The organism is Nonomuraea sp. NPDC051298, from assembly GCF_055586305.1.
This window is the reverse complement of the sequence record NZ_JBVJIM010000006.1, coordinates 223,657-243,603: the sequence shown is the minus strand read 5'-3', so window position 1 is coordinate 243,603 and position 19,947 is coordinate 223,657. Positions and strand designations below refer to the sequence as shown.

Sequence of the window (19,947 nt, the reverse complement as noted above, 5' to 3'; positions counted from 1 at the left end):
TCCTTCCTAGGACGAGCCCCGCCGCACGAAGGTCCACGAACGGACGATCTCGCGGGCGGGCGGCGGCTCCTCGGCCTGGAGGCGGTCGAAGAGCAGGCGTACGACGTCGGTGTAGTCGTGCCGGAGCGGGCCGACGGTGCTGAGTTGCGGATTGCTGATGAGACCCTCGTCGATGTTGCCGACGCCGACGATCGCGACGTCGCCGGGCACGCTCAGCCCCAGGTCCCTGGCGGCCCAGATGGCGCTGATCGCGGCCCGGTCGGAGGCGGCGAAGATCGCGTCGGGCCGGTCGGGCGAGCTGAGCAGCTCGGTCGCGGTCTGGTACGCCGCCACCCGGTCGTCCGCTCCCCCGGTCACGATCCGCTCCGTCACCCCGTGCCGCTCCAGGGCGGTGGTGTAGCCGAGCAGCCGCCCCACGGGCCTGTCGCGGTAGACCTCGTACCGGTGGGCCATGAACGCGATGCGCCGCCGTCCGGTGGCCAGCAGGTGCTCGACGGCCTCGGCGCACGCCTCCGTCTCGGGGGTGCGTACGACGTCGCAGCCGTCGAGCCCGCTCTCGTTGCTGAGCACCACCATCGGCAGGCCGGTGGCGGCCAGCCCGGTGAGCAGGTCGTGCGCGAGGTGGTCGCCGTTGACGTTGATCAGGGCGCCGTCGGCGATGCCGCCGCGCAGCGCCTCGATCGCGGACTTCGCGCGGGCCTCGGAGTAGACGGCGAGCGAGACCACGGAGTAGCCCCGCGCGTCGGCCATCTCGTGCAGGTCCGTGGCCAGCCGCTCGTCGCTCGGCACGCCGCCGAACGTGCTGAGCACCAGGCAGACGCGCTGGGTACGGCGCTTGCGCAGGCTCCTGGCGGCCTGGTTGGGGGTGTAGCCGAGCTGCCTGGCGGCGTCGAGCACCCGCTGCCTGGTCTCGGCGGCCACGGGTCGGTCGCGGCCGCTGAGCACGTAGGAGACGGTCGCCACTGACACGTTCGCCAGCTCGGCCACTTGTCGCGCTGTTGGTCTCATGTTAGTCGAATAACCTAGCATTCCCTATAGGGATACGGGGAAACTGTGCGCCTGTGAACTTGGTAAGCAGGTCGGCGTATGGAGGATCTTCACTCGTCGGCCATCGGCCGATGTGAAACGATTAACACCGTATTCCTCACATACCACCTCGATCAAGAGGTGCGGCCACATCCAGGCGGGCCCGCCTGTGATCATCAGCGTGGCGTCCCGGATTTCTGATCACTCTCCGTTACCTTTCCTGGTGAATGGAGGGATGTGCAGTGAGTGGTTCGGCACGCGTGTGGGGCCGGGGCGGGAACGTGTCCCGGCGGACGTTCGTCACGGGCCTGTTCGCCGCCGCGGGCGCCGTACCGGCGGCGGTCACGGGGGTCACGGGGGTCACGGCGGAGGCGGCGGTCAGGAAGCCGGGCAGGGGCGTGGTGTTGCGGGCCGGTCCCGCGACCGTCTCGCTGGGCGGGCGCACCGTCTCCACCTGGGCCTACAACGACCGGCTGCCCGGCCCGCTCATCGAGGCCGTGGCCGGTGGCACCGTACGGGCCAGGCTCGTCAACGACCTGCCCGAGCCCACCACCGTGCACTGGCACGGCATCAGGATCGACCCCCGGATGGACGGCGCCCCCGGCTACACCCAGGCGCCCACCAAGCCCGGCGGCACGTTCGACTACGTCTTCACCGTGCCCGACCCCGGGACGTACTTCTACCACTCGCACGTCGGCCTGCAGAACGACCGCGGCCTGTACGGCCCGCTCATCGTGGACGACCCGCACGAGCCGCTCGGCTACGACCAGGAGTTCACGGTCATGCTCGACGACTGGCTGGACGGCGTCGACGGCACCCCCGACGACGCCCTGCGCAAGCTGAACGCCTCCACCGAGCACGACGACTCCCTGCGCAGCCACGTGCTCGGCGGGGTGGCGGGTGAGATGCGGTACCCGTACTACCTGGTCAACGGGCATACGGCGGACGCGCCGACCACGTTCGTCAGCCGTCCTGGCCGGCGGGTCAGGTTCCGGGTGATCAACGCCGCCGCCGACACAGCCTTCCGCGTGGCGCTGGGCGGTCACCGCATGACCGTCACCCACACCGACGGGTTCCCGTGCAAGCCCGTCACCGTGGACACGTTCGTCATCGGCATGGGCGAGCGCTACGACTTCGTCACGACGCTCTTCCCGGGGGCGTTCCCCCTGATGGCGCTGGCCGAGGGCAAGGCCGGGCGGGCGTTCGCGGTGGTGCGCACCTCCAAGAACGCCGCCAGGCCGTCGTCCCACGCCGACGTGCCCCAGCTCCACCGGCGCCTGCTGACCTACCAGGACCTGGACGCGCACCACTCCGACTACCTGCGCCCCCCGTCGAGAACGGTCACCGTGAAGCTCGGCATGCGCCCGTCGGGCAACGAGTGGACCCTCAACGGCCGCCTCGCCTCCGACCCGTACCGGCTGCGCGTGGAACGGGGCGAGACGATCAGGATCGTCCTGGACAACGCGTCGCCCATGTGGCACCCGATGCACCTGCACGGCCACACCTTCCAGGTCCGGGTGAACGGCCGGCACGGGCCGCGCAAGGACACCGTGAACGTCATGCCGCACGAACGCCTCGACATCGACGTGCACGCCGACAACCCCGGCGAGTGGATGTTCCACTGCCACAACCTCTACCACCAGGAGCAGGGCATGATGGGCGTCCTCGGCTACGGCGCCCCTCCTCCCCACCGCCCTGGCATGTCCCACGGAAAGCCGAGCGCGGATCGCACGGGCAAACGACGCCAGGACCCGACCAGGAACGGCCACCACTGAGGGGCCCGCCGTTCGCGCCCACGAGCGGCTCGGCGGCGTCCCGGACGACGTCAGCGACCCCCGGCGCGGGCCAGGTCGGCCCACACGACACGGTGGCCACCCGCGACGCGCCGGGTACCGCAGCGGACCGACAGGGCGGCCACGAGACCGAGGCCACGCCCTGACTGCCGCATGGACCCCGGCTCCAGCGGCGTGAAGCGGGGTTCCGGGGTGGCCGTCCCCGGGTCGACCACCTCCAGCCGGACGAAGTCGTCGACGACGCCGAGCCGCACCTCGACCCAGTCCCGGTCCGGCCCCGCCGGGACATGCCGGACGGCGTTGGTCACCAGCTCGCAGACGACCAGCACCACGTTGTCGAGCAGCTCCGGGTCCGCGTCGGCCAGCCATGACCGGACCACCTGCCTGGCCTCGCGCGGCGCCCTGGCGCCACGCCGCAGCGTCACGCCCTGCCATGGGACGACGTCCGGCGGCTGGGTGGGGAGGGTTTCCGCTGGCACAGACATCACCGACCGTTCGGGGATCGACCGTCCGGTCCACGAGGTGAGCACATCGTGTGAACGCGGGATCGGTTCGCTTTCTGAAGACCTTCCCCAGAGTGGCGCTTGACGGCTACTTTTAGTAGCCACGTGGTAACACGACTGCTCCACACATCCCGTTCACCATGTGTGTGAACATGTGAACCTGCTGGGCGGTGATCCATGTCAGGCAGTGAACTCGACCCAGGAGCCAGCCCGTTGGCTCTCTTCGGAGCCGAGATGAGGAGGCTACGCGAGGAAAAGGGCATAACCCAGGAAGAGATCGCGGATTACGCCCACGTCAGCAAGAGCCTGGTCAGCCAGATCGAGAACGCCAAACGCACCCCGCAATGGGACTTCGCCGAACAGGTCGAAAGACTGCTCGACCTCAAAGGCGAGCCGCTGCTGCGCCTCATGCCCCTGGTGGTCAGATCGGGGCCGAAATGGTTCCGCCAGTGGCCGAAGATCGAAGCAACGGCGCACAGCCTGCGCACCTGGCAGCCCCTGGTCATCCCTGGGCTGCTCCAGACCCGCGACTACGCCCGCGCGATCCTGCGCGGGCAACCGGGCACCACCGACGAACGCGTCGAGGAACTGACCGAAGCCCGGCTGGCCAGGCAGACGGTGTTCGACCGTCCCGAACCGCCACTCTATGCGGCGGTGATCGACGAGGGAGTCCTCACCCGACCCATCGGCGGAGCGGAGGTCATGCGCGAGCAACTCTGCCGCCTGCTCGAAGCCCTCACCCATCGCTGCATCACCGTGCAGGTCGTCCCCACGGATGCCGTCCCCACGGTCGGCCTGCTGGGCGGATTCGTCATCGCCCAACAGGCGCAAGGGCCGGATGCCGTCTACCTGGAATCCGCCACAGACGGCGAGGTAACCGATCGCCAGGACCGCGTGCGCAGCGTTAGTATCAAATTCGACGCCATCCGGTCATTTGCCAGGCCAGTCAATGAGACGGCACAGGTAATACGCACAAAGATGGAGATGTATTCAAGTGAATGACGAGCTGGCCGCCGAACTGGAGGCCGCGCACTGGCGTAAGTCCTCCTTCAGCGGCGCCAACGGCGGAGACTGCATCGAGGTGGCCTCGCTGAGCGGGGACCGCTTCGGCGTCCGTGACACCGAGCGGCCCGACCTGGCGCCGTGGGTGGTGCGCGGCGCCGTCCTTCGCGCCTTCGTCGCCGGTGCCAAGAACGGCGAATTCGACTTCTGATCCCCCGACTCCGAAGGCCCTCCACATTCGCGTGGAGGGCCTTTCGCGTTACCGCCCGGGGCGGGGCGTGTTCAGCCGCCGCCGACGCCGCCCGCCATCTTCCCGACGCTCTCGGCGGCGGCGTTCTTGAACGCCATCGCCACCACCGCGCCCAGCCGGTCACGCCCGGCCAGGTCGGCCGCCCGTCTGCGGTCGGCCTTGGGGAACACCTTGGCGACCAGCCCGGCGGCGTGCGCCAGCGACACGAGCGCCACCGTCCGCCGGTCGGGCTCGGCCTCGGCCTCGGCCAGCGCCGTCAGCACCCGTTCCCTGGCCGAGTCGCGAAACGCCGGATCGGCCTCGGCGAACACCTCCTCCTTGAACAGCCTGAGATACGTACGCGTCTCCGCCCTGATCGCGCCGCGCTCCTCAAGCCGCCCGAGCAGGCGCTCCCGCCGCCGGGGCGTGGTGGACATGGCCTGCCACCACTCGCCGAACTCGGGTGGCTCCTCCGGCACGGCGAGCTGCGCGAGGGCCGTGTCCAGCTCGGCGTCTCCCACCGGCCCCGAGCCGACCGGACGGAGCCGTCCGCCCTCGAACACGAGCCGGTCGAGGACGCACAGCTCCGACAGCACCGCCGCGCTGAGCGTGTGGTCCAGCAGTTCGAGGTTGACGAGCGGGGTGCCCTTGGGCCTGTAAGCGAGTAAGAGGACTTCTTCCGCGATGAGCAGGTCCATGGGGTCCAGGATGGCGCATCGCCCCGCCTCTCTGCCTTTCCCTCGCCAATACCAGCGTTTATGGGGATATGTAGACGATGCCCTCTATGCGAGTTACGCTCCGCTGGCTACCACTCGGGGGACAGTCAAGAGCTTCGATGGGGGGCGATCATGAGCTACACACTGTTACGCGGCAGCTTCGTGATCCGGTATCCGGATCTGCCGCGACAGGGTCCCGAGCCGGACGGCGACACCGTCAAGTTCCTGCCCGACACGCCGGCCCTGGTGGAGGCGCTGCCCCGGCCTTCGGGACGGCCGCCGGACCTCAACGGCCGCGGCGTCTCCGTACGGCTGGAGGCCGTCGACGCGCTGGAGACCCACTTCGCGGAGACCCACCAGGAGCAGGAGGGCGCCTACGCGGCCCGCGACGAACTGCTGCGCCTGCTCGGCTTCACGAACATACGCTTCTGGCCCGACCTGCCCAACAAGGTCGAGTCGGCCGACCAGGACGCCGTCCGCGGCCACGTCCTCACCAACGGGATCGACGGCAACGGCCGCCTGATCGCGTTCGTCCGCGCCGGGGACCACCCGGGGGCGGACGGGACCACCGTGTTCGTCGACGGGCCGCTCGTGGACCGTTCCGCGAACGGGCAACTGCTGGCGGGCGGGCTGGTCTACCCGGCGTTCTACGCGACGCTGCCGGCCGAGCTGCGTACGCACCTGGCGGAGGTGTCGCGGGCCGCCAGGAGCAAGGCCGCCGGCATCTGGCCGCGGTCGACCGCCGATCCCGACGGGGCGGCCGTCGTACCGGGCCTGGACGGGCTGGAGCGGCTGGTGACGTGGCCGAAGCTGTTCCGGCGGATCGTGCCGTACCTGGCAGCGGGGTTCACCGACTTCGACGGCTTCGACGCCTGGCTGCGCGCCGACCCGGTCAACCGGGACGACGAGCTGTTCCTCATCCCACGGCTGGAACGGGGCAACCTGCACGACGTGGTACGGGCGTCGGGGCAGCAGATCCAGCTCACGATGTGGCCGGAGGACTTCGTCATCAGCCCGGACCCGGCACCGCCGGGCACCCCGGTACGTCCGCCGCTCGTCGCCGCCGGTGACCTGCTGATCGTGGCCGCCCTGCCCGACCCGGCGGGCGTGGACCGCGGGCACGAGACCGTCACCCTCCTCAACCTCACCTCCCGCGCCGTCGACCTGACGGGCTGGGCCCTGGCGGACGCGTCCGGCGCACGCAAGCCTCTGACCGGCACGATCGACGGCGGCGCGGCCCTGCGCGTGGCCCTGGACGGAGCACTCCAACTCGGCAACCAGGGAGACACGATCATCCTCGTGGACCCGGAGGGAGCCTCGATCGACCGGGTGACGTACAAGCGGGAGCAGGTCAAGGCGGGCCGCACCATCCACTTCTCCCGCTGATCCCCTTCGAAGGGGACCACGGCCCGCACGTCAGCGCCGAAGATCCAGCACCAGCGTCCTGACCAGTGAAAGTAGGAGACATATGTTCATGCTCATGCCGCGCTCTCTGTTCAGGCTGGCGGCCGGTGCGGCGGCAGGCTACCTGTTCGCCGTCCGCCCGTGGCACCTGCGCTGGGGTGCCGACGACCGCGAGGTCCACGCGGAGATGCCCGGCGACGACCTCGTCCCGCGTCCGCAGTACCAGGCCACCCGGGCGGTCACCGTCGCGGCCCCACCGGCCGTGGTCTGGGCCTGGGCGGTCCGGCTCGGCGGCTACCGGCCCGGCGGCGCCTCCGGGCAGGCGGCGCAGGACGACCCGGCCGGACACCGGGAGTTGAAGGTCGGCGACGTGCCGCACCCGGGGCCCGACGGCAGCGGCTACGCCGTGGAGGTGATCGACCCGCCGCACACGCTCGTGCTGGCCCTGCGCGGTCCCGACGCCACCACCGCGTGCTCGATCTCCCTGCGCGACCTGGAGGACGGGCGTACCCGGATGGTGTTCCGGGTACGCGTCCGCGCCGCGCCCACCGTACGCGGCACCGCGCACCTGGCGACGACGGACGTCGGCGACTTCGTCGGCATGCGCCGCCAGATGCTGGCCGTCAAGCAGGGCGCCGAGTCCGCCCGCTGACCGCCGAGGAGCGCCCGTCGACCCGGGTACCGCTCGACGGGCGCTGTTGACGTGGGCGCCTCCGGATGCTTACGGTTCCGGCGATCGGCGAAATATATCGTCACGATGCCGAAACTTTCGGAGGCGCGCCATGTTACGAGGACTCGTCGCGATCGGCCTGCTCGGCCTCCCCGCGCTGAACCCGGCACCTCCCGCCGGCCCACCGGCCATCACCGTCAACGAACGCGTCCGGCACCAGGAGATCGACGGTTTCGGCATCTCGCAGGCGTTCCGTCGCAACGAGCTGCTCAAGTCCCTGCCGCAGGACAAGCAGCGGGAGGTCCTCGACCTGTGGTTCGACCGCGACAAGGGGGCCGGGCTCAGCATCCTGCGCCTCGGCATCGGCAGCTCCCCGGCGGGCAGCCCGTACGACCACATGGTGTCGATCCAGCCCGAGAACCCCGGCGGCCCGGACGCCCCGCCCCGCTACGTCTGGGACGGCGACGACAACAGCCAGGTGTGGGTCGCCAAGGAGGCCCAGCGGTACGGCGTCAAGCGCTTCTTCGCCGACGCCTGGAGCGCACCCGGGTACATGAAGGACAACGGCGACGACAAGAACGGCGGCACCCTCCTGCCCGAGTGGCAGCGCGCGTACGCGAACTACCTGGTGGCCTACACGAGGTTCTACGCGAGGGAGGGCATCAAGATCACCGACCTCGGGTTCACGAACGAGCCCGACTGGACGGCCACGTACGCCTCCATGCGCTTCACCCCCGAGCAGGCCGCCGGGTTCGTCAAGGTCCTGGGCCCGGTCGCGAAGGACACGAAGCTGGTGTGCTGCGACTCCTTCGGCTGGAACGAGGCCAAGGCGTACACCGCGGCCATCGAGGCCGACCCCGAGGCCCGCCGCTGGGTGAAGACGCACACGGGCCACACGTACGCCAGCCCCGTGGACGGCCCGCTGCCGACCGCCAGGAAGAGCTGGATGTCGGAGTGGAACCCCGACGGCGGCACGTGGAACGAGAGCTGGGACGACGGCAGCGGCTACGACGGCCTCACGATCGCGCGGGCCGTCCACGACGCGCTCACGCTGGGCAACGTCAGCGCGTACGTCTACTGGCTGGGCGGCTCGCGCGGCGCCACCAGGGCGCTGCTGCAACTCGACGACGCGGCCGGGGAGTACCACGTGTCGAAGCGGCTGTGGGCACTGGCGGCGTACAGCAGGTTCATCCGGCCCGGGGCGGTGCGGCTGGAGGCGGCGGCGACCGACCCCGCGCTGAAGGTCTCCGCCTTCCGCAACGTGGACGGCTCCCGCGTGATCGAGGTGCTCAACACCGGCACCGCGCCGGTCACCTGGCAGGGCGTACGCGGGCGGGCCACGGCCTACGTGACCGACGAGGCCAACTCGCTCACGCCCACGGCGGTGACGGGCCGCACGGTGACGCTGGCGCCGCGCGCCCTCACCACGATCGTCCTGCGCTGACTCACCGAGCACGCGCCGCCGATGGGGCGGCGGTCACCACGCGACGGGGCCGAGACGGTCGACGAAGATCCCGGACGGCCCCTCGGCGCCGATCGTCGCGAGTCTCACGATCGGGTCGGTGCCCTCGGTGACCGTCAGCTCACCGGTGTGGTGGTTCATGTCGGTGGCGGTGAACTTGTGGTTGGCCACCTCGCCGGGAGTGACGACGTTGAACTTGATCCGCGGAAGCGCCTGGGCGTACCGGACGGTGATCATGTTCAGCGCCGCCTTCGACGAGGTGTACGCGAGTTCGTGCATCTTCGAGGTCGCCTGGCCCGGATCCGTCACGACCGCGAAGGATCCGGCCGCGCTGGACACCATCACCACCCGCGGGTGCTCCGCCGCCTGCAGCAGCGGAAGGAACGCGTGCGTGACCCGGACCGGTCCGTACACGTTGGTGTCGTAGACGGAATGGATCTCCTCGGCCGTCGCGTCCGCTGGCGGGACGACCCTTCCTGACGCGCCGGCGTTGTTGATCAGCACGTCCAGCCGGTCGGTGTGCTCCCGGACGAGCCGTACGGCGCCTGCCACCGACTCGTCCGAGGTCACGTCCAGCGGGACCAGGATCACCTTCGCGCCGTCGGCGGCCAGCTTATCGGCGGCCGCCCGCCCCCGGCCCTCGTCACGCGAGCCGAGAAAGACCGTCCAGCCCAGCTCCCCGAGCCGCCGGGCGGCCTCGAGGCCGAGTCCCTTGTTGCCTCCGGTGACCAGCACCGAGGTCTCTTGCGAAGTCTGCTCCGAGTTCGTCATGCCCTCTAAGACGAGGTGCCCCCACCCGGCTGTGACAGGGCGTCCTGCCAGGTAGGGGCGTCAGGGGCCGCCGTCGGCCTTGAGGCATCTCATGACGAGGAAGACGGGGTGCCGCGCGGCGTCCGGCCGCTTCGCCGCCCAGCCGGGGGCCGGCTCGGGCTCGGCCAGCTCGTCCGTCCACAGGCCGTGGCGGCGAAGGGTGTTGACGTACGTCGAGAGCGTACGGTGGTTGGCGCCCACCTGGCGGCGCAGCGACGACAGCTCGCCGTCAGCCCGCCACCAGCCCTCGGTGTGATAGCCCGCGTCGCCCGGCCACGACCCCGACACGCCCTGCCCACCGGGGAAGCACGGATGCAGGATCGCGCACCCGAAGACCCCACCGGGACGAAGGGCCTCGGCGGCGGTCGCCACGGCCCCGTCGAGATCGTCGATGTCGGAGAGCCCGAACGCGCAGACCACGGCGTCGAAGGCCCCGGGACCGGCCGCGACCCCGGCACCGGAGGCATGACCCGCCCGGCCGGTCGCTGCGTCGGAGGGCAGGCCGGTGGTCACGTCGGTGTGCAGGTAGCGGATGCCCAGAGGGGTGGCGCGTTCGGCGGCGCGGGCCTTCTCGATGAGCGCGGCCGAGAGGTCGGCGCCCACGACCTCGGCGCCCCTGCGGGCCAGCTCACGGCTGACCCGGCCGTGGCCGCAGGCGAGGTCGAGCACGCGGCGGCCCGCGACCGGCCCCACGAGGTCGAGCAGCCGCAGGGCGGCCGGGTCGTCGATGAGGTCGCTCCAGCCGCTCGCGTAGAAGTCCGCGATCTCGTCGTAACGCGCCACGCCCGCCATGCCTCCGACCTTACGCGCGCCCCGGCAGCCGCCCCGGGGTTGTTCGTCGAGCGCGGAATCAGGCCCGCCTCCGGTCAGCGCGGCCTCGGGCCAGGGGCGAAGAGGCGGAATCGGGTCCGCCTCCGGTCAGGTGCAAAGAGTCCGCCACGGCGCGGCATCGTGACAGTCTGACCGGTCTCGCGCGGTCGCCGCCGTGAAGGAGGATCATCACCGGGTCGGGCGGGAAGACGCGGGGGGATCAACATGGGCAGGCCCGGGATCGCGGCGATCATCGCGCTCACCGCGCTGGGCGTCGGCTGGTCGGCGTCGCCGGCCGCGTCCGGCGACGGCCGACCGGCGGCACCAGCCGTTCACCCAGCCGGGCACCCAGCCGTTCACCCGGCCGTGCACACGGCTGGGCACCCAGCCGTACACGCGGCTGGGGAGCGGCGCGACAGCCACGGACCGGGCGACCCCGGAGGGCCGCAGGCACACCGGAGCGCCAACCTGCGCGTCGGCACGGCCCTCACCCCCGACCCCGTGATCATCGGCGCGGAGTCACGCTACGTCCTGACCGTCACGAACACCGGTGACCAGGACGCCGAAGACGTCGTCGTCACGGCCCTCCTCGACCGGAACCTCACGCCCGGCCCACTCCCCCGCGGCTGCTCCCCCGCCGACCGGGGCCTCGCCTGCGGCGGCCCCGGGCTGACGGTCCCGTCCGGGCAGAGCGTCACGTACGAGGTCCCGGTCACGACCGACCCCTCGCTCCAGGACGGCCTGGCCCTGGTCAGCCGGGCCCACGTCACGGCCTCGGGCACGGCCGGGGACCAGGCCGAGCTGGTCACCCGCGCCCGGTCCGCGGTGGACGTCGAGCTGCTCATGACCGCCCCGCCCGTCGTGAACTCGGGCGAGCCCATCGCCTACACCCTGACGGTCGTCAACCACGGCCCCTCGCGGGCGACGGACGTCACCCTGCGCAACCCCGTCTCCGTCGCCCAGGCCGCGATCACCGAGCGGCCGTCGGAGTGCCCGACCCCTGGCGAGGCCCTGACGTGCCCCGTCGGCGCGCTGGCCCCGGACGAGCGCAGGACGTACACGTTCGGCGTCACCCCCGAGGTCACCGGCGTGCTGCAGAACTGCGCGACCGTCACCGCCGCCGGCCGCGAGGAGAACCCCGCCGACAACCGCTCCTGCGCCGACACCCAGGTCAGGGCCCCCAGTCCGCCCGCCGCCACGCCCGGCGCGACCGCCACCGCCGAGCCGTCGCCCACGACGGAGACGACGTCCGGCCAGGACCGCGAGGGCAAGGCGCACGGGCCGCGGCAGGAGGTCCTCCTGCCTGAGCAGGCGCCGCAGCAGGGGCAGGGACGGGTCAGGCAGGCCGCGGGGGCGGCGGACGACGTGCCTCCTCCCGCGCACCACTCAGGCGGCGCGCTCCCCCTCACCGGCGCGTCGCTCTGGATGCTCTGCCTGGGCGTGGCGGTGCTGCTCGCGATCGGCCTGCTCGTACGCTATCTGTCCAGCCAGGACGGGCGCGCCCGACAGGGCCGGCGGACCCGTCACAGCCGGCGCGCCCGCCAGGGCAGGCGAACCTCCTGACCTCACGCGGACAGGTCCCTGGTCCACGATCCGAGCACGAGCAGCGTCTTCGTCCCCGTGACGTCGCCGGCCCTGCGCAGCCGGTCGATAACCTGCTGAAGGTGTCCAAGATCTCGCACCCGTACGTGGATGAGCGCGTCGGGATCACCCGCTATCGTGAACACCGCCTGCACCTCGGGCACGTCGGTGGCCGTGCGGATGATCTCGCTGACCGGCGTCGTGCCCGGATAGCGCAGCTCGGTGAACGCCTCGATCCCCCAGCCCAGCTTGCCGTAGTCGATCTGCACCGAGAACCCGGTGATCACGCCGATCTCCCTGAGCCGGTCCACCCGCCGCTTGACCGCCGCGACCGACAGCCCGACCCGGTCGGCCATGTCCGAGAACGTCCTGCGTCCGTCCTCCCGGAGGAGCCGCAGCACGTGGTGATCGATCTCGTCGACCTCAGCCACGGAGAACTCCCCCTTCAGCCGCAAATAACATCAGCCGTCCAGCCCATGAACTCATATTGTTTGCGTCTTCGGCCCAGTTTCCCATCTAATACTTGCGCATATCATGCCCGCGTTGCTGTGCTGGGAATCATCACACACATCCAGCGAGCAGCTAAGACAGCCAGGAGGTTCGCGTGAGCGTGAGCGAGACTCCCGCCCCCGTGTCGCTCGACGACAAGTACACGGCGCTCGACGGCCGGGTGCTCATCTCCGGGGTCCAGGCCCTGGTCCGCCTGACGCTGGAGCAGCGCCGCCTCGACGAGGAGCGCGGGCTGGACACCCGCGCGTTCGTCACCGGCTACCAGGGCTCGCCGCTGGCGGGGGTCGACCTGGAGATGGGGCGGGCGGCCCGGTTCCTCGATCGGGCGGGCGTGGTGTTCCGTCCCGGCCTGAACGAGGAGCTGGCGGCCACGGCGGTGGCCGGGACCCAGCTCCTCGACCAGGTGCCCGGCCGCCGCCACGACGGCGTGACCGGCTTCTGGTACGGCAAGAACCCCGGCCTCGACCGGGCCGCCGACGCCATCAGGCACGCCAACGTGGCGGGCACGACCCCCCTCGGCGGCGCGGTGGCCTGGATCGGCGACGACCCGGGCTGCAAGTCCTCGACCCTGCCCAGCTCGTGCGAGCCGATGTGCCAGAGCCTGTCCATGCCGCTGCTGGCACCCGGCTCGGTGGCCGAGATCATCGAGTTCGGGCTGCACGCGGTGGCCATGTCGCGCGCGACCGGCCTGTGGGTGGGCCTGAAGATCGTCGCGGACATCGCCGACGCCTCCGCCACGGTCGACCTCGGGCCGCTGCGCGCGGACGTCCCGGTGCCCGCGCAGGACCCCAGGGGTCCCGCGCCCATCCTGCTCGGCCCGGCCGCCCTGGACGCCGAGCACGACATGCTCACCCGCCGTCTCGACCTGGCCCGCGAGTACGCCCGCGCGCACGGCCTGAACCGCGTCATGTCCGGGGCGGGCAACACCGCCCTGGGCGTCGTGGCCTCGGGCGCCACGTACGCGGTGGTCGAGCGGGCGCTGGCCGACCTCGGCATCGACGAGGCGGCAAGAGACGCGTACGGCCTGCGGCTGATCAGGCTCGCCATGCCGTTCCCGCTCGCGTACGAAGAGCTGGCGGCGCTGACCGCCGACCTCGACCGGGTGCTGGTCGTCGAGGACAAGGTGCCGTTCCTGGAGGGGCAGCTCAAGCAGGCCCTGTACGGCCGCGAGCGCGTCCCCGCCGTCGTGGGCAGGGAGCTGCTCACCGCCAGGGGCACGCTGGGCGCCGACGACGTGGCCCAGGCGATCGCCGCCTGCCTCGGCATCGAACGGCCCCGCCCGAAGACGCGGCGCGGCCTGCTGCCGGTGGTGGCGGCGCGCACGCCGTACTTCTGCTCGGGCTGCCCGCACAACACCTCCACCCGCACCTCCGACGACACGCTGGTCGGCGTGGGCATCGGCTGCCACGCGATGATCGCGCTGGACGGGCACGGACGCGGCACCCAGGTCGGCATCACCCAGATGGGCGGCGAGGGCGCCCAGTGGATCGGGCTGTCGCCGTTCACCGACGACCGGCACTTCGTCCAGAACCTGGGCGACGGCACCTTCCACCACTCCGGCTCCCTGGCGGTCAGGGCCGCGATCGCGGCCGGGGTGTCGATGACGTACAAGCTGCTCTACAACGACGCCGTCGCCATGACCGGCGGGCAGCGCGCGGAGGGGCGGCTCGACGTGCCCGCGCTCACCCACGAACTGGCCGTCGAGGGCGTGCGCCAGATCGTGGTCACCACGCCGGAGCCGGAGACGTACCGTGGGGTGGGGCTGGCCCCGATCGCCTCCGTACGGCACCGCGACGACCTGCCCGAGGTCGAGAAGGAGCTGGCCGCGCTCGGCGGCGTCACCGTGCTGATCCACGACGACCGCTGCGCGGCCGAGGAGCGGCGCCTGCGCAAGCGCGGCAAGCTGCCCACGCCCACGCAGAAGGTGCTGATCAACGAGCGGGTCTGCGAAGGCTGCGGCGACTGCGGCGACGTCTCGACGTGCCTGTCCGTCCAGCCGGTCGAGACCGAGTACGGCCGCAAGACCCGCATCCACCAGGCGTCCTGCAACACGGACCTGAGCTGCCTCAAGGGCGACTGCCCGTCGTTCCTGCTGGTCGAGCCGGGCACCAAGGAGGTCAGGAAGGCGCCGCCCCTGCCCGTGACACCGCCCGAGCCGATCCTCGCCGGCGCGGACGAGGTGCTGATCAGGATGCCCGGCATCGGCGGCACCGGCGTGGTCACCGTCTCCCAGATCCTGCAGATGGCCGCCCACCTCGACGGGCTGAACGCCTCCGGGCTGGAGCAGACCGGGCTGGCGCAGAAGGGCGGGCCCGTCGTCAGCGACGTGCGGATCGGCAAGCATGCGCCGAACGGGTCCGTACGCGCCTCGCGGGGCGGGGCCGACGTGCTGATCGGGTTCGACGTGCTGGGGGCGGCGGCCGAGACGACGCTGGCCGTGGCCTCGCCCGAGCGCACGGTCGCCGTGCTGAACACCTCCGTGGTGCCCACCGCCGCCATGGTCACCGGCCGCGTACCGGTGCCGGGGCACGCCGACGCGGTGGCCAGGGTCGCCTCCGCCACCAGGGAACAGGTCTGCGTCGACGCCCACGCGCTGTCGGAGGCGCTGTTCGGCGACCACATGCCGGCCAACCTGCTGCTGCTCGGGGCCGCCTACCAGCAGGGCTGCCTGCCGGTCGGCGCCGAGTCCATCGAACGGGCCATCACGCTCAACCGGGCCGCCGTGGAGCAGAACCTGGCCGCGTTCCGCTGGGGCCGGGCCGCCGTGGCCGACCCCGAGGCGGTGCGCCGGGCCGTGCTGCCCGGCTCCGAGCCGGAGCCCGAGGGCCTCGACGAGGTGGTGGCCACGCGGGTGGCCGACCTGACCGGCTACCAGAACGCGACCTACGCCCGCTCGTACGCCGACGACGTACGGCACGTGACGGCCCTGGCCGTCGAGCGGGCGGGCGAGGCGGCCGGGACGGCGATCGCCCTGGCCTACGCCCGCGGCCTGCACAAGCTGATGGCCTACAAGGACGAGTACGAGGTCGCCCGCCTGCACCTCGACCCCGTCGAGAAGGCGCGGCGCGAGCGCGAGTTCGGCGCGGACGCGGTCGTGTCGGTGCTGCTGCACCCGCCCGTGCTGCGCGCGATGGGCATGAAGCGCAAGATCAGGGTACGCCGCTCGGCCGGGGTCCTGTTCCGCGGGCTGCGGGCCGCGCGGGTGCTGCGCGGCACGGCGTTCGACGTGTTCGGCCGGGCCGAGGTGCGGCGGGTCGAGCGCGAGCTGGTCACCGAGTACCGCGAGCTGGTGCGCACCGCGCTCGACCGGCTCACCCCGGCCACCGCCGGCGCCGTCGAGGAGGTCGCGGGCCTGCCCGAGCTGATCCGCGGGTACGAGGACATCAAGCTCGCCCGGGTCGCCGACTACCGCGAACGCGCCGCGAAGGCTCTGGAGAACCTCGTCCCTTGACACCCCCAGGAGTGACCGTGACAGTCGACCGCCTGCTGCCCGACCAGGACGCCAAGGACCTCATCGAGCTGACCCGGGAGATCGCCGACAAGGAGTTGGCCCGCCGGGTGGACGAGCATGAGCGCGCCGAGACGTACCCGGAGGGGCTGTTCGCCACGCTGGGCGCGGCGGGGCTGCTCGGACTGCCGTACCCGGAGGAGCACGGCGGGGGCGGGCAGCCGTACGAGGTGTACCTGCAGGTGGTCGAGGAGCTGGCGATGCGCTGGGCGGCCGTCGCGGTGGCCACCAGCGTGCACACGCTGGCCTGCTTCCCCGTGTTCGGGTACGGCACGCAGGAGCAGCGGGCGCGCTGGCTGCCCGACATGCTGGCCGGGCGGCTGATCGGCGGCTACAGCCTGTCCGAGCCGCAGGCCGGCTCCGACGCCGGGGCGCTGACCTGCAAGGCCGAACGGGTCGAGACCGGCTACCGGATCACCGGCAACAAGGCGTGGATCACGCACGGCGGCATCGCCGACTTCTACGCCCTGTTCGCGCGCACGGGCGCGGGCTCGCGGGGCGTGTCGTGCTTCCTCGCGCCGGGGGCGGCCGACGGGCTGACGTTCGGGCGGCCGGAGGAGAAGATGGGCCTGCACGCGGTGCCGACGACCAGCGCGCACTGGGACGGCGCGGTCCTCGACGCCGACCGGCTCATCGGCAAGGAGGGGCAGGGGCTGCAGATCGCCTTCAGCGCCCTCGACTCGGGCCGCCTCGGCATCGCCGCCTGCGCCACCGGCCTGGCCCAGGCGGCGCTGGACGAGGCGGTGGCGTACGCCAAGGAGCGGCGTACGTTCGGCAAGCGGATCATCGACCATCAGGGGCTCGGGTTCCTGCTCGCGGACATGGCGGCGGGGGTGGACAGCGCGCGGGCCACGTACCTGGACGCGGCCCGCCGCCGCGACGCCGGCCTGCCGTACGGACGGCAGGCGAGCGTGGCCAAGCTGGTCGCCACGGACACGGCGATGCGCGTGACCACGGACGCGGTGCAGGTGCTGGGCGGGTACGGGTACACGCGGGAGTTCCGGGTCGAGCGGTACATGCGCGAGGCCAAAATCATGCAAATCTTCGAGGGCACCAACCAGATCCAGAGGATGGTCATCAGCCGTTCCCTGGCCAAATAGCCCTGACAAGCGGAAACCCCGCTTCCCGGTGTGCTGGGAGGCGGGGATCCTTGGCTTGGGATGATTCCTGGGTCGGCACGGCCGAGGTACTCGGCGAGTACTCTGAGCGAGACACCGCCCGTCAGCATGACGCTTGCGTGGTGGCGCCGAAGCTGGTGCACCCCTTCTGGCGCTCTCAGGGCGCGTACAACGGCCTGGCGCCCCCTCCGCCGCGGGAGGAGACGCGCTGGGACGTGAACCCCAGAGCGGCCGGGCGGGCTGACCGTTTACGCCGAGGCCTATTGTCCGGAGAGTGGTATGCGGGAAATCTCTTGCCATACGTACGCGCGTTGGCGCCGCTCAAGCAGAACGAGCGAACTTTCCTTCACCGCGACATCGGCAGAGGGAAGGGTCTGCAGTTTCTCGGCTGCAGCAATGGCCTCCGCCGCGGGAATATCGGACGTATTACAGTAGGCTATTGTCACATGTGGATGGAGTTCAGAATCTTTGATGGACGCATCCGGATGGACCGAAAGAGTTGCTTCGCGAAGGATGTCGCGAAGATTTCTGATTGAGCCACTAGGTGAAGCGTTGAATCCGAGCGCGCCAGAGGTTCCGCCCAGAGAGTCAATGGAAATGTCGAACGGCGCCATTTTCCTGCAAGCACGCATCGCGGCAGCTTCGATGAATCCTAGTTGGGCCGACGCCACCTCGCCCTCGAACGCAATTCTGTCAAGCGTGAGATGCAAGTCGCCTTCAGGGACCAAGTCATAATAGGGAAAGGAGATTGCTTGCTGGCATTGCTTGACGAGAGATCGCAGTTGCGCCGGCGGCTCGAACGTCAGATACCAGTAATAGGCGCGCGGAGCGGCTGGGCGACTCCAATGGTTGGTGAGGTATCGAAGCGTCCGGAAACGCTCGTTGACTCCCTCGATGCTGGCAGAATTCCGGACATCCTCGTGGCGCGGTTCGCTCATCAACGCACTTCCCGCGCAGATATCGCGTGGCGAATCTCACTGAACTGACTCACGTCGCCCCATCGTTGAGCAGCAAGGTTAACGAATTCCATAGCGCGCTGTTGAATCGATATTATCGGACGATCCGCCGAAATGATAAGCGCTTCGAGGACGAGATCCCTAACGTGGCCCGGATCGGCTTCCTTGGAGGGAATCAGCGAAACCGCGTAATCTATCATGACGAGAGAACGACTCCAAGACGACTCGGATTCATTAATACCAGGCAGAGCTATGTTGACGTATTTCTGAACCTTTTCCGGCATTCCAAGCGACACGTACGCGGTTGCCGCATTGCCTGCTACTTGAGTCGGAGTGTAGCACTCGAACGAGATGCTAGAAGGAAGCCCTTTAGGGGCATCGTGGCACGACATGAGATCGTAGGCTTCATCGACGGCGCGATGAACGCCATCGGCATTTCCAAGTTTTCCCATTGCCCGAGCCATGCAATTGATCGTCAACCGCACGCTCTGTGGCCCAGAATTCGCATAGGCCAGGCCGTCTACCGCCAGGCTCAGCGCCTCATCGTATTTCCGAGCATAGTATTCGCAGAAGCTCTGCATACCTCGCGCCCATGCCTGAAGATTGGGATCTTGCGCGAAGCCGCCAAGCAGGAATGCTTCGGCACAGTACGCTCGCGCCAGCGGAAGCCTCCCGCGTCCGACAGCTATGTATCCGAGTACACCCGATGTTCCGCTCGCGATTTCAAATAGCTGCTTACGCTCCCCCGGATGGCTGCATTCATCGAGAAGAGCATCTATCCAGGCTCGCTGACGGACGAGAGCGGGAACGAGATCCGAATGATTCAGCCGATCATACCGGAATACGATCTCACCAAGGCTGTCCTTCAGTTGGCGGATGATCTCCGGGCTGACTGCTCTATTTAGTCTGTCGATGCGACTTAGTACCTCAGTGGCATCTTCCGATATCTTCGAATCTGGGCGGCTGTGCGCTTCATGGCCCGGCGAGGACGGCGCCAAGGCCACCAGTTCGCCCCTCGCCCCGAGTGCTCCATCGAGTGCCGTTGCGATCGTCAAGCCGGGTGTGCGCCGTCCGTTTTCGAGATCGCAAACATAGCTTTTGCCGACGTTGGCAAGGCGGGCCACTTCCCGAATGGACATATCGCCACGTAGGCGTCGAAGCGCCTCGCCGAACGTTTCTACGCCCATGCGGTGCCCCCTGCCCTGTCCGCCAGGTGTCCGCAGTTCCTGCGGACACCTGGCGGACAGCCAACCCCTAGACCATGGCCTCCTGTATCAGCAACGTTATCCCCGTGGGCTGCGGTTTTCTGCACCCTCGCCATAAAAGGCGGCCCCGGCCCGGTGCGCGAACACCCGGGTGATCCGGGGCCTTGATCGGGAATCGAGGTCCTGACCCATGCGAAAGCCTGGCTCCCTAGGCGGCACGGACGCGTTGAGCAGGCCACAAGTACCCCTCGCCGACAAGGTGAACGTCGAGATCAACGGCGTGTCGATCTCCGTTCCGAAGAACACGGTGAACGTGTATCTCGTGCGGGCTCACATCAACCCGGTGAAGCCCGGCCAGATCTCCGGATCGATCCTCACCACTGATCTCATGTTCGCCTGGACGTGGTTGATCAATGGACTCTCCGATGGCGGTTGGGGTGACGTGGTCGCGTTCGACGTAGCGGTCAAGAAGCGCCCCCGCTGGTCCCGCAGCCTAGGCAGAATCGACGGGCCGACCAGGTACCCCAACCCGTTGCGGCACACCCCTGTCGAGCCATGACCGCGCCATGCCGGCCCTCCCTTGAGTGGGCCCCGTACAACTCGCACGGGACGTCATCAAGGATCAAGGAGTTCATCACCCGGGG

At 70.1% G+C, this 19,947-nt stretch carries 18 protein-coding genes; 10 read left to right on the top strand and 8 right to left on the bottom strand.

All coding sequences use genetic code 11. The features are described from left to right. Nucleotides 1-6 precede the first annotated feature (6 nt). Complete coding sequence (locus tag ACZ6S0_RS20685) at nt 7-1,008, bottom strand: LacI family DNA-binding transcriptional regulator (protein WP_465919864.1); 1,002 nt, start codon at nt 1,006-1,008, stop codon at nt 7-9. A 260-nt stretch (nt 1,009-1,268) separates the two neighbouring features. Here ACZ6S0_RS20685 and ACZ6S0_RS20680 point away from each other — a divergent pair, with 260 nt between their 5' ends. Beyond that, nucleotides 1,269-2,801 carry a multicopper oxidase family protein gene (locus ACZ6S0_RS20680; protein WP_465919861.1) on the top strand — a complete coding sequence of 511 codons (1,533 nt, stop codon included), beginning with the start codon at nt 1,269-1,271 and terminating at the stop codon, nt 2,799-2,801. A 50-nt stretch (nt 2,802-2,851) separates the two neighbouring features. Here ACZ6S0_RS20680 and ACZ6S0_RS20675 read toward each other — a convergent pair whose 3' ends face one another. Continuing rightward, the gene (locus tag ACZ6S0_RS20675; RefSeq protein ID WP_465919858.1) at nt 2,852-3,298 is read right to left on the bottom strand and encodes an ATP-binding protein; all 447 of its coding nucleotides are present in this window, start codon (nt 3,296-3,298) and stop codon (nt 2,852-2,854) included. A gap of 258 nt (nt 3,299-3,556) precedes the next feature. On the opposite strand from ACZ6S0_RS20675, the gene ACZ6S0_RS20670 reads away from it, so the two are divergent. Then, nucleotides 3,557-4,324: a helix-turn-helix domain-containing protein gene (locus tag ACZ6S0_RS20670; protein ID WP_465919856.1), complete on the top strand. Its 768-nt coding sequence runs from the start codon at nt 3,557-3,559 to the stop codon at nt 4,322-4,324. Continuing rightward, nucleotides 4,317-4,535, top strand: coding sequence for a DUF397 domain-containing protein (locus ACZ6S0_RS20665; RefSeq protein ID WP_465919853.1), 219 nt, complete (start codon nt 4,317-4,319; stop codon nt 4,533-4,535). Before ACZ6S0_RS20670 ends, ACZ6S0_RS20665 begins: the two co-directional genes overlap by 8 nt. A 71-nt stretch (nt 4,536-4,606) precedes the next feature. Here the strand turns inward: ACZ6S0_RS20665 and ACZ6S0_RS20660 are convergent, their stop codons facing one another. Next, nucleotides 4,607-5,251, bottom strand: a complete 645-nt coding sequence (locus ACZ6S0_RS20660) for a GOLPH3/VPS74 family protein (protein ID WP_465919850.1) — start codon at nt 5,249-5,251, stop codon at nt 4,607-4,609. Nucleotides 5,252-5,401: 150 nt separating this feature from the next. Between ACZ6S0_RS20660 and ACZ6S0_RS20655 the strand changes: the two genes are divergently transcribed. The 3 genes from ACZ6S0_RS20655 to ACZ6S0_RS20645 all read left to right on the top strand — a co-directional run bounded on the left by ACZ6S0_RS20655 (nt 5,402) and on the right by ACZ6S0_RS20645 (nt 8,787). Next, nucleotides 5,402-6,655, top strand: a complete 1,254-nt coding sequence (locus tag ACZ6S0_RS20655; protein WP_465919849.1) for a lamin tail domain-containing protein — start codon at nt 5,402-5,404, stop codon at nt 6,653-6,655. Between the two features lie 94 nt (nt 6,656-6,749). After that, on the top strand, nt 6,750-7,325 hold the full coding sequence (locus tag ACZ6S0_RS20650; RefSeq protein ID WP_465919847.1) for a hypothetical protein: 576 nt from the start codon (nt 6,750-6,752) through the stop codon (nt 7,323-7,325). A gap of 130 nt (nt 7,326-7,455) precedes the next feature. Further along, nucleotides 7,456-8,787: a glycoside hydrolase family 30 protein gene (locus ACZ6S0_RS20645; RefSeq protein WP_465919843.1), complete on the top strand. Its 1,332-nt coding sequence runs from the start codon at nt 7,456-7,458 to the stop codon at nt 8,785-8,787. Between the two features lie 33 nt (nt 8,788-8,820). On the opposite strand, the gene ACZ6S0_RS20640 is transcribed toward ACZ6S0_RS20645, so the two are convergent. Together ACZ6S0_RS20640 and ACZ6S0_RS20635 are read right to left on the bottom strand one after the other, a co-directional pair. Next, entirely contained in the window at nt 8,821-9,576 is a 756-nt protein-coding gene (locus ACZ6S0_RS20640) for an SDR family NAD(P)-dependent oxidoreductase (RefSeq protein ID WP_465919840.1), read from the bottom strand. A gap of 60 nt (nt 9,577-9,636) precedes the next feature. Next, nucleotides 9,637-10,407 (bottom strand): class I SAM-dependent methyltransferase, encoded by a 771-nt coding sequence (locus tag ACZ6S0_RS20635; RefSeq protein WP_465919838.1) that lies wholly within the window; start codon nt 10,405-10,407, stop codon nt 9,637-9,639. A gap of 243 nt (nt 10,408-10,650) precedes the next feature. On the opposite strand from ACZ6S0_RS20635, the gene ACZ6S0_RS20630 reads away from it, so the two are divergent. Continuing rightward, nucleotides 10,651-11,988, top strand: a complete 1,338-nt coding sequence (locus ACZ6S0_RS20630; RefSeq protein WP_465919835.1) for a hypothetical protein — start codon at nt 10,651-10,653, stop codon at nt 11,986-11,988. 2 nt (nt 11,989-11,990) lie between these two features. Here the strand turns inward: ACZ6S0_RS20630 and ACZ6S0_RS20625 are convergent, their stop codons facing one another. Next, on the bottom strand, nt 11,991-12,437 hold the full coding sequence (locus ACZ6S0_RS20625; protein WP_465919834.1) for an Lrp/AsnC family transcriptional regulator: 447 nt from the start codon (nt 12,435-12,437) through the stop codon (nt 11,991-11,993). A 173-nt stretch (nt 12,438-12,610) separates the two neighbouring features. Here ACZ6S0_RS20625 and ACZ6S0_RS20620 point away from each other — a divergent pair, with 173 nt between their 5' ends. Further along, complete coding sequence (locus ACZ6S0_RS20620; protein ID WP_465919831.1) at nt 12,611-15,967, top strand: indolepyruvate ferredoxin oxidoreductase family protein; 3,357 nt, start codon at nt 12,611-12,613, stop codon at nt 15,965-15,967. A gap of 17 nt (nt 15,968-15,984) precedes the next feature. Next, the gene (locus ACZ6S0_RS20615) at nt 15,985-17,124 is read left to right on the top strand and encodes an acyl-CoA dehydrogenase family protein (RefSeq protein WP_465919829.1); all 1,140 of its coding nucleotides are present in this window, start codon (nt 15,985-15,987) and stop codon (nt 17,122-17,124) included. Between the two features lie 278 nt (nt 17,125-17,402). On the opposite strand, the gene ACZ6S0_RS20610 is transcribed toward ACZ6S0_RS20615, so the two are convergent. Both ACZ6S0_RS20610 and ACZ6S0_RS20605 read right to left on the bottom strand, forming a co-directional pair. Continuing rightward, nucleotides 17,403-18,080: a 2'-5' RNA ligase family protein gene (locus tag ACZ6S0_RS20610; protein ID WP_465919825.1), complete on the bottom strand. Its 678-nt coding sequence runs from the start codon at nt 18,078-18,080 to the stop codon at nt 17,403-17,405. Further along, the gene (locus ACZ6S0_RS20605) at nt 18,080-19,285 is read right to left on the bottom strand and encodes a helix-turn-helix domain-containing protein (protein ID WP_465919821.1); all 1,206 of its coding nucleotides are present in this window, start codon (nt 19,283-19,285) and stop codon (nt 18,080-18,082) included. Before ACZ6S0_RS20605 ends, ACZ6S0_RS20610 begins: the two co-directional genes overlap by 1 nt. 277 nt (nt 19,286-19,562) lie before the next feature. On the opposite strand from ACZ6S0_RS20605, the gene ACZ6S0_RS20600 reads away from it, so the two are divergent. Then, nucleotides 19,563-19,862 (top strand): hypothetical protein, encoded by a 300-nt coding sequence (locus tag ACZ6S0_RS20600; RefSeq protein WP_465919819.1) that lies wholly within the window; start codon nt 19,563-19,565, stop codon nt 19,860-19,862. The last annotated feature ends 85 nt before the right edge of the window (nt 19,863-19,947 follow it).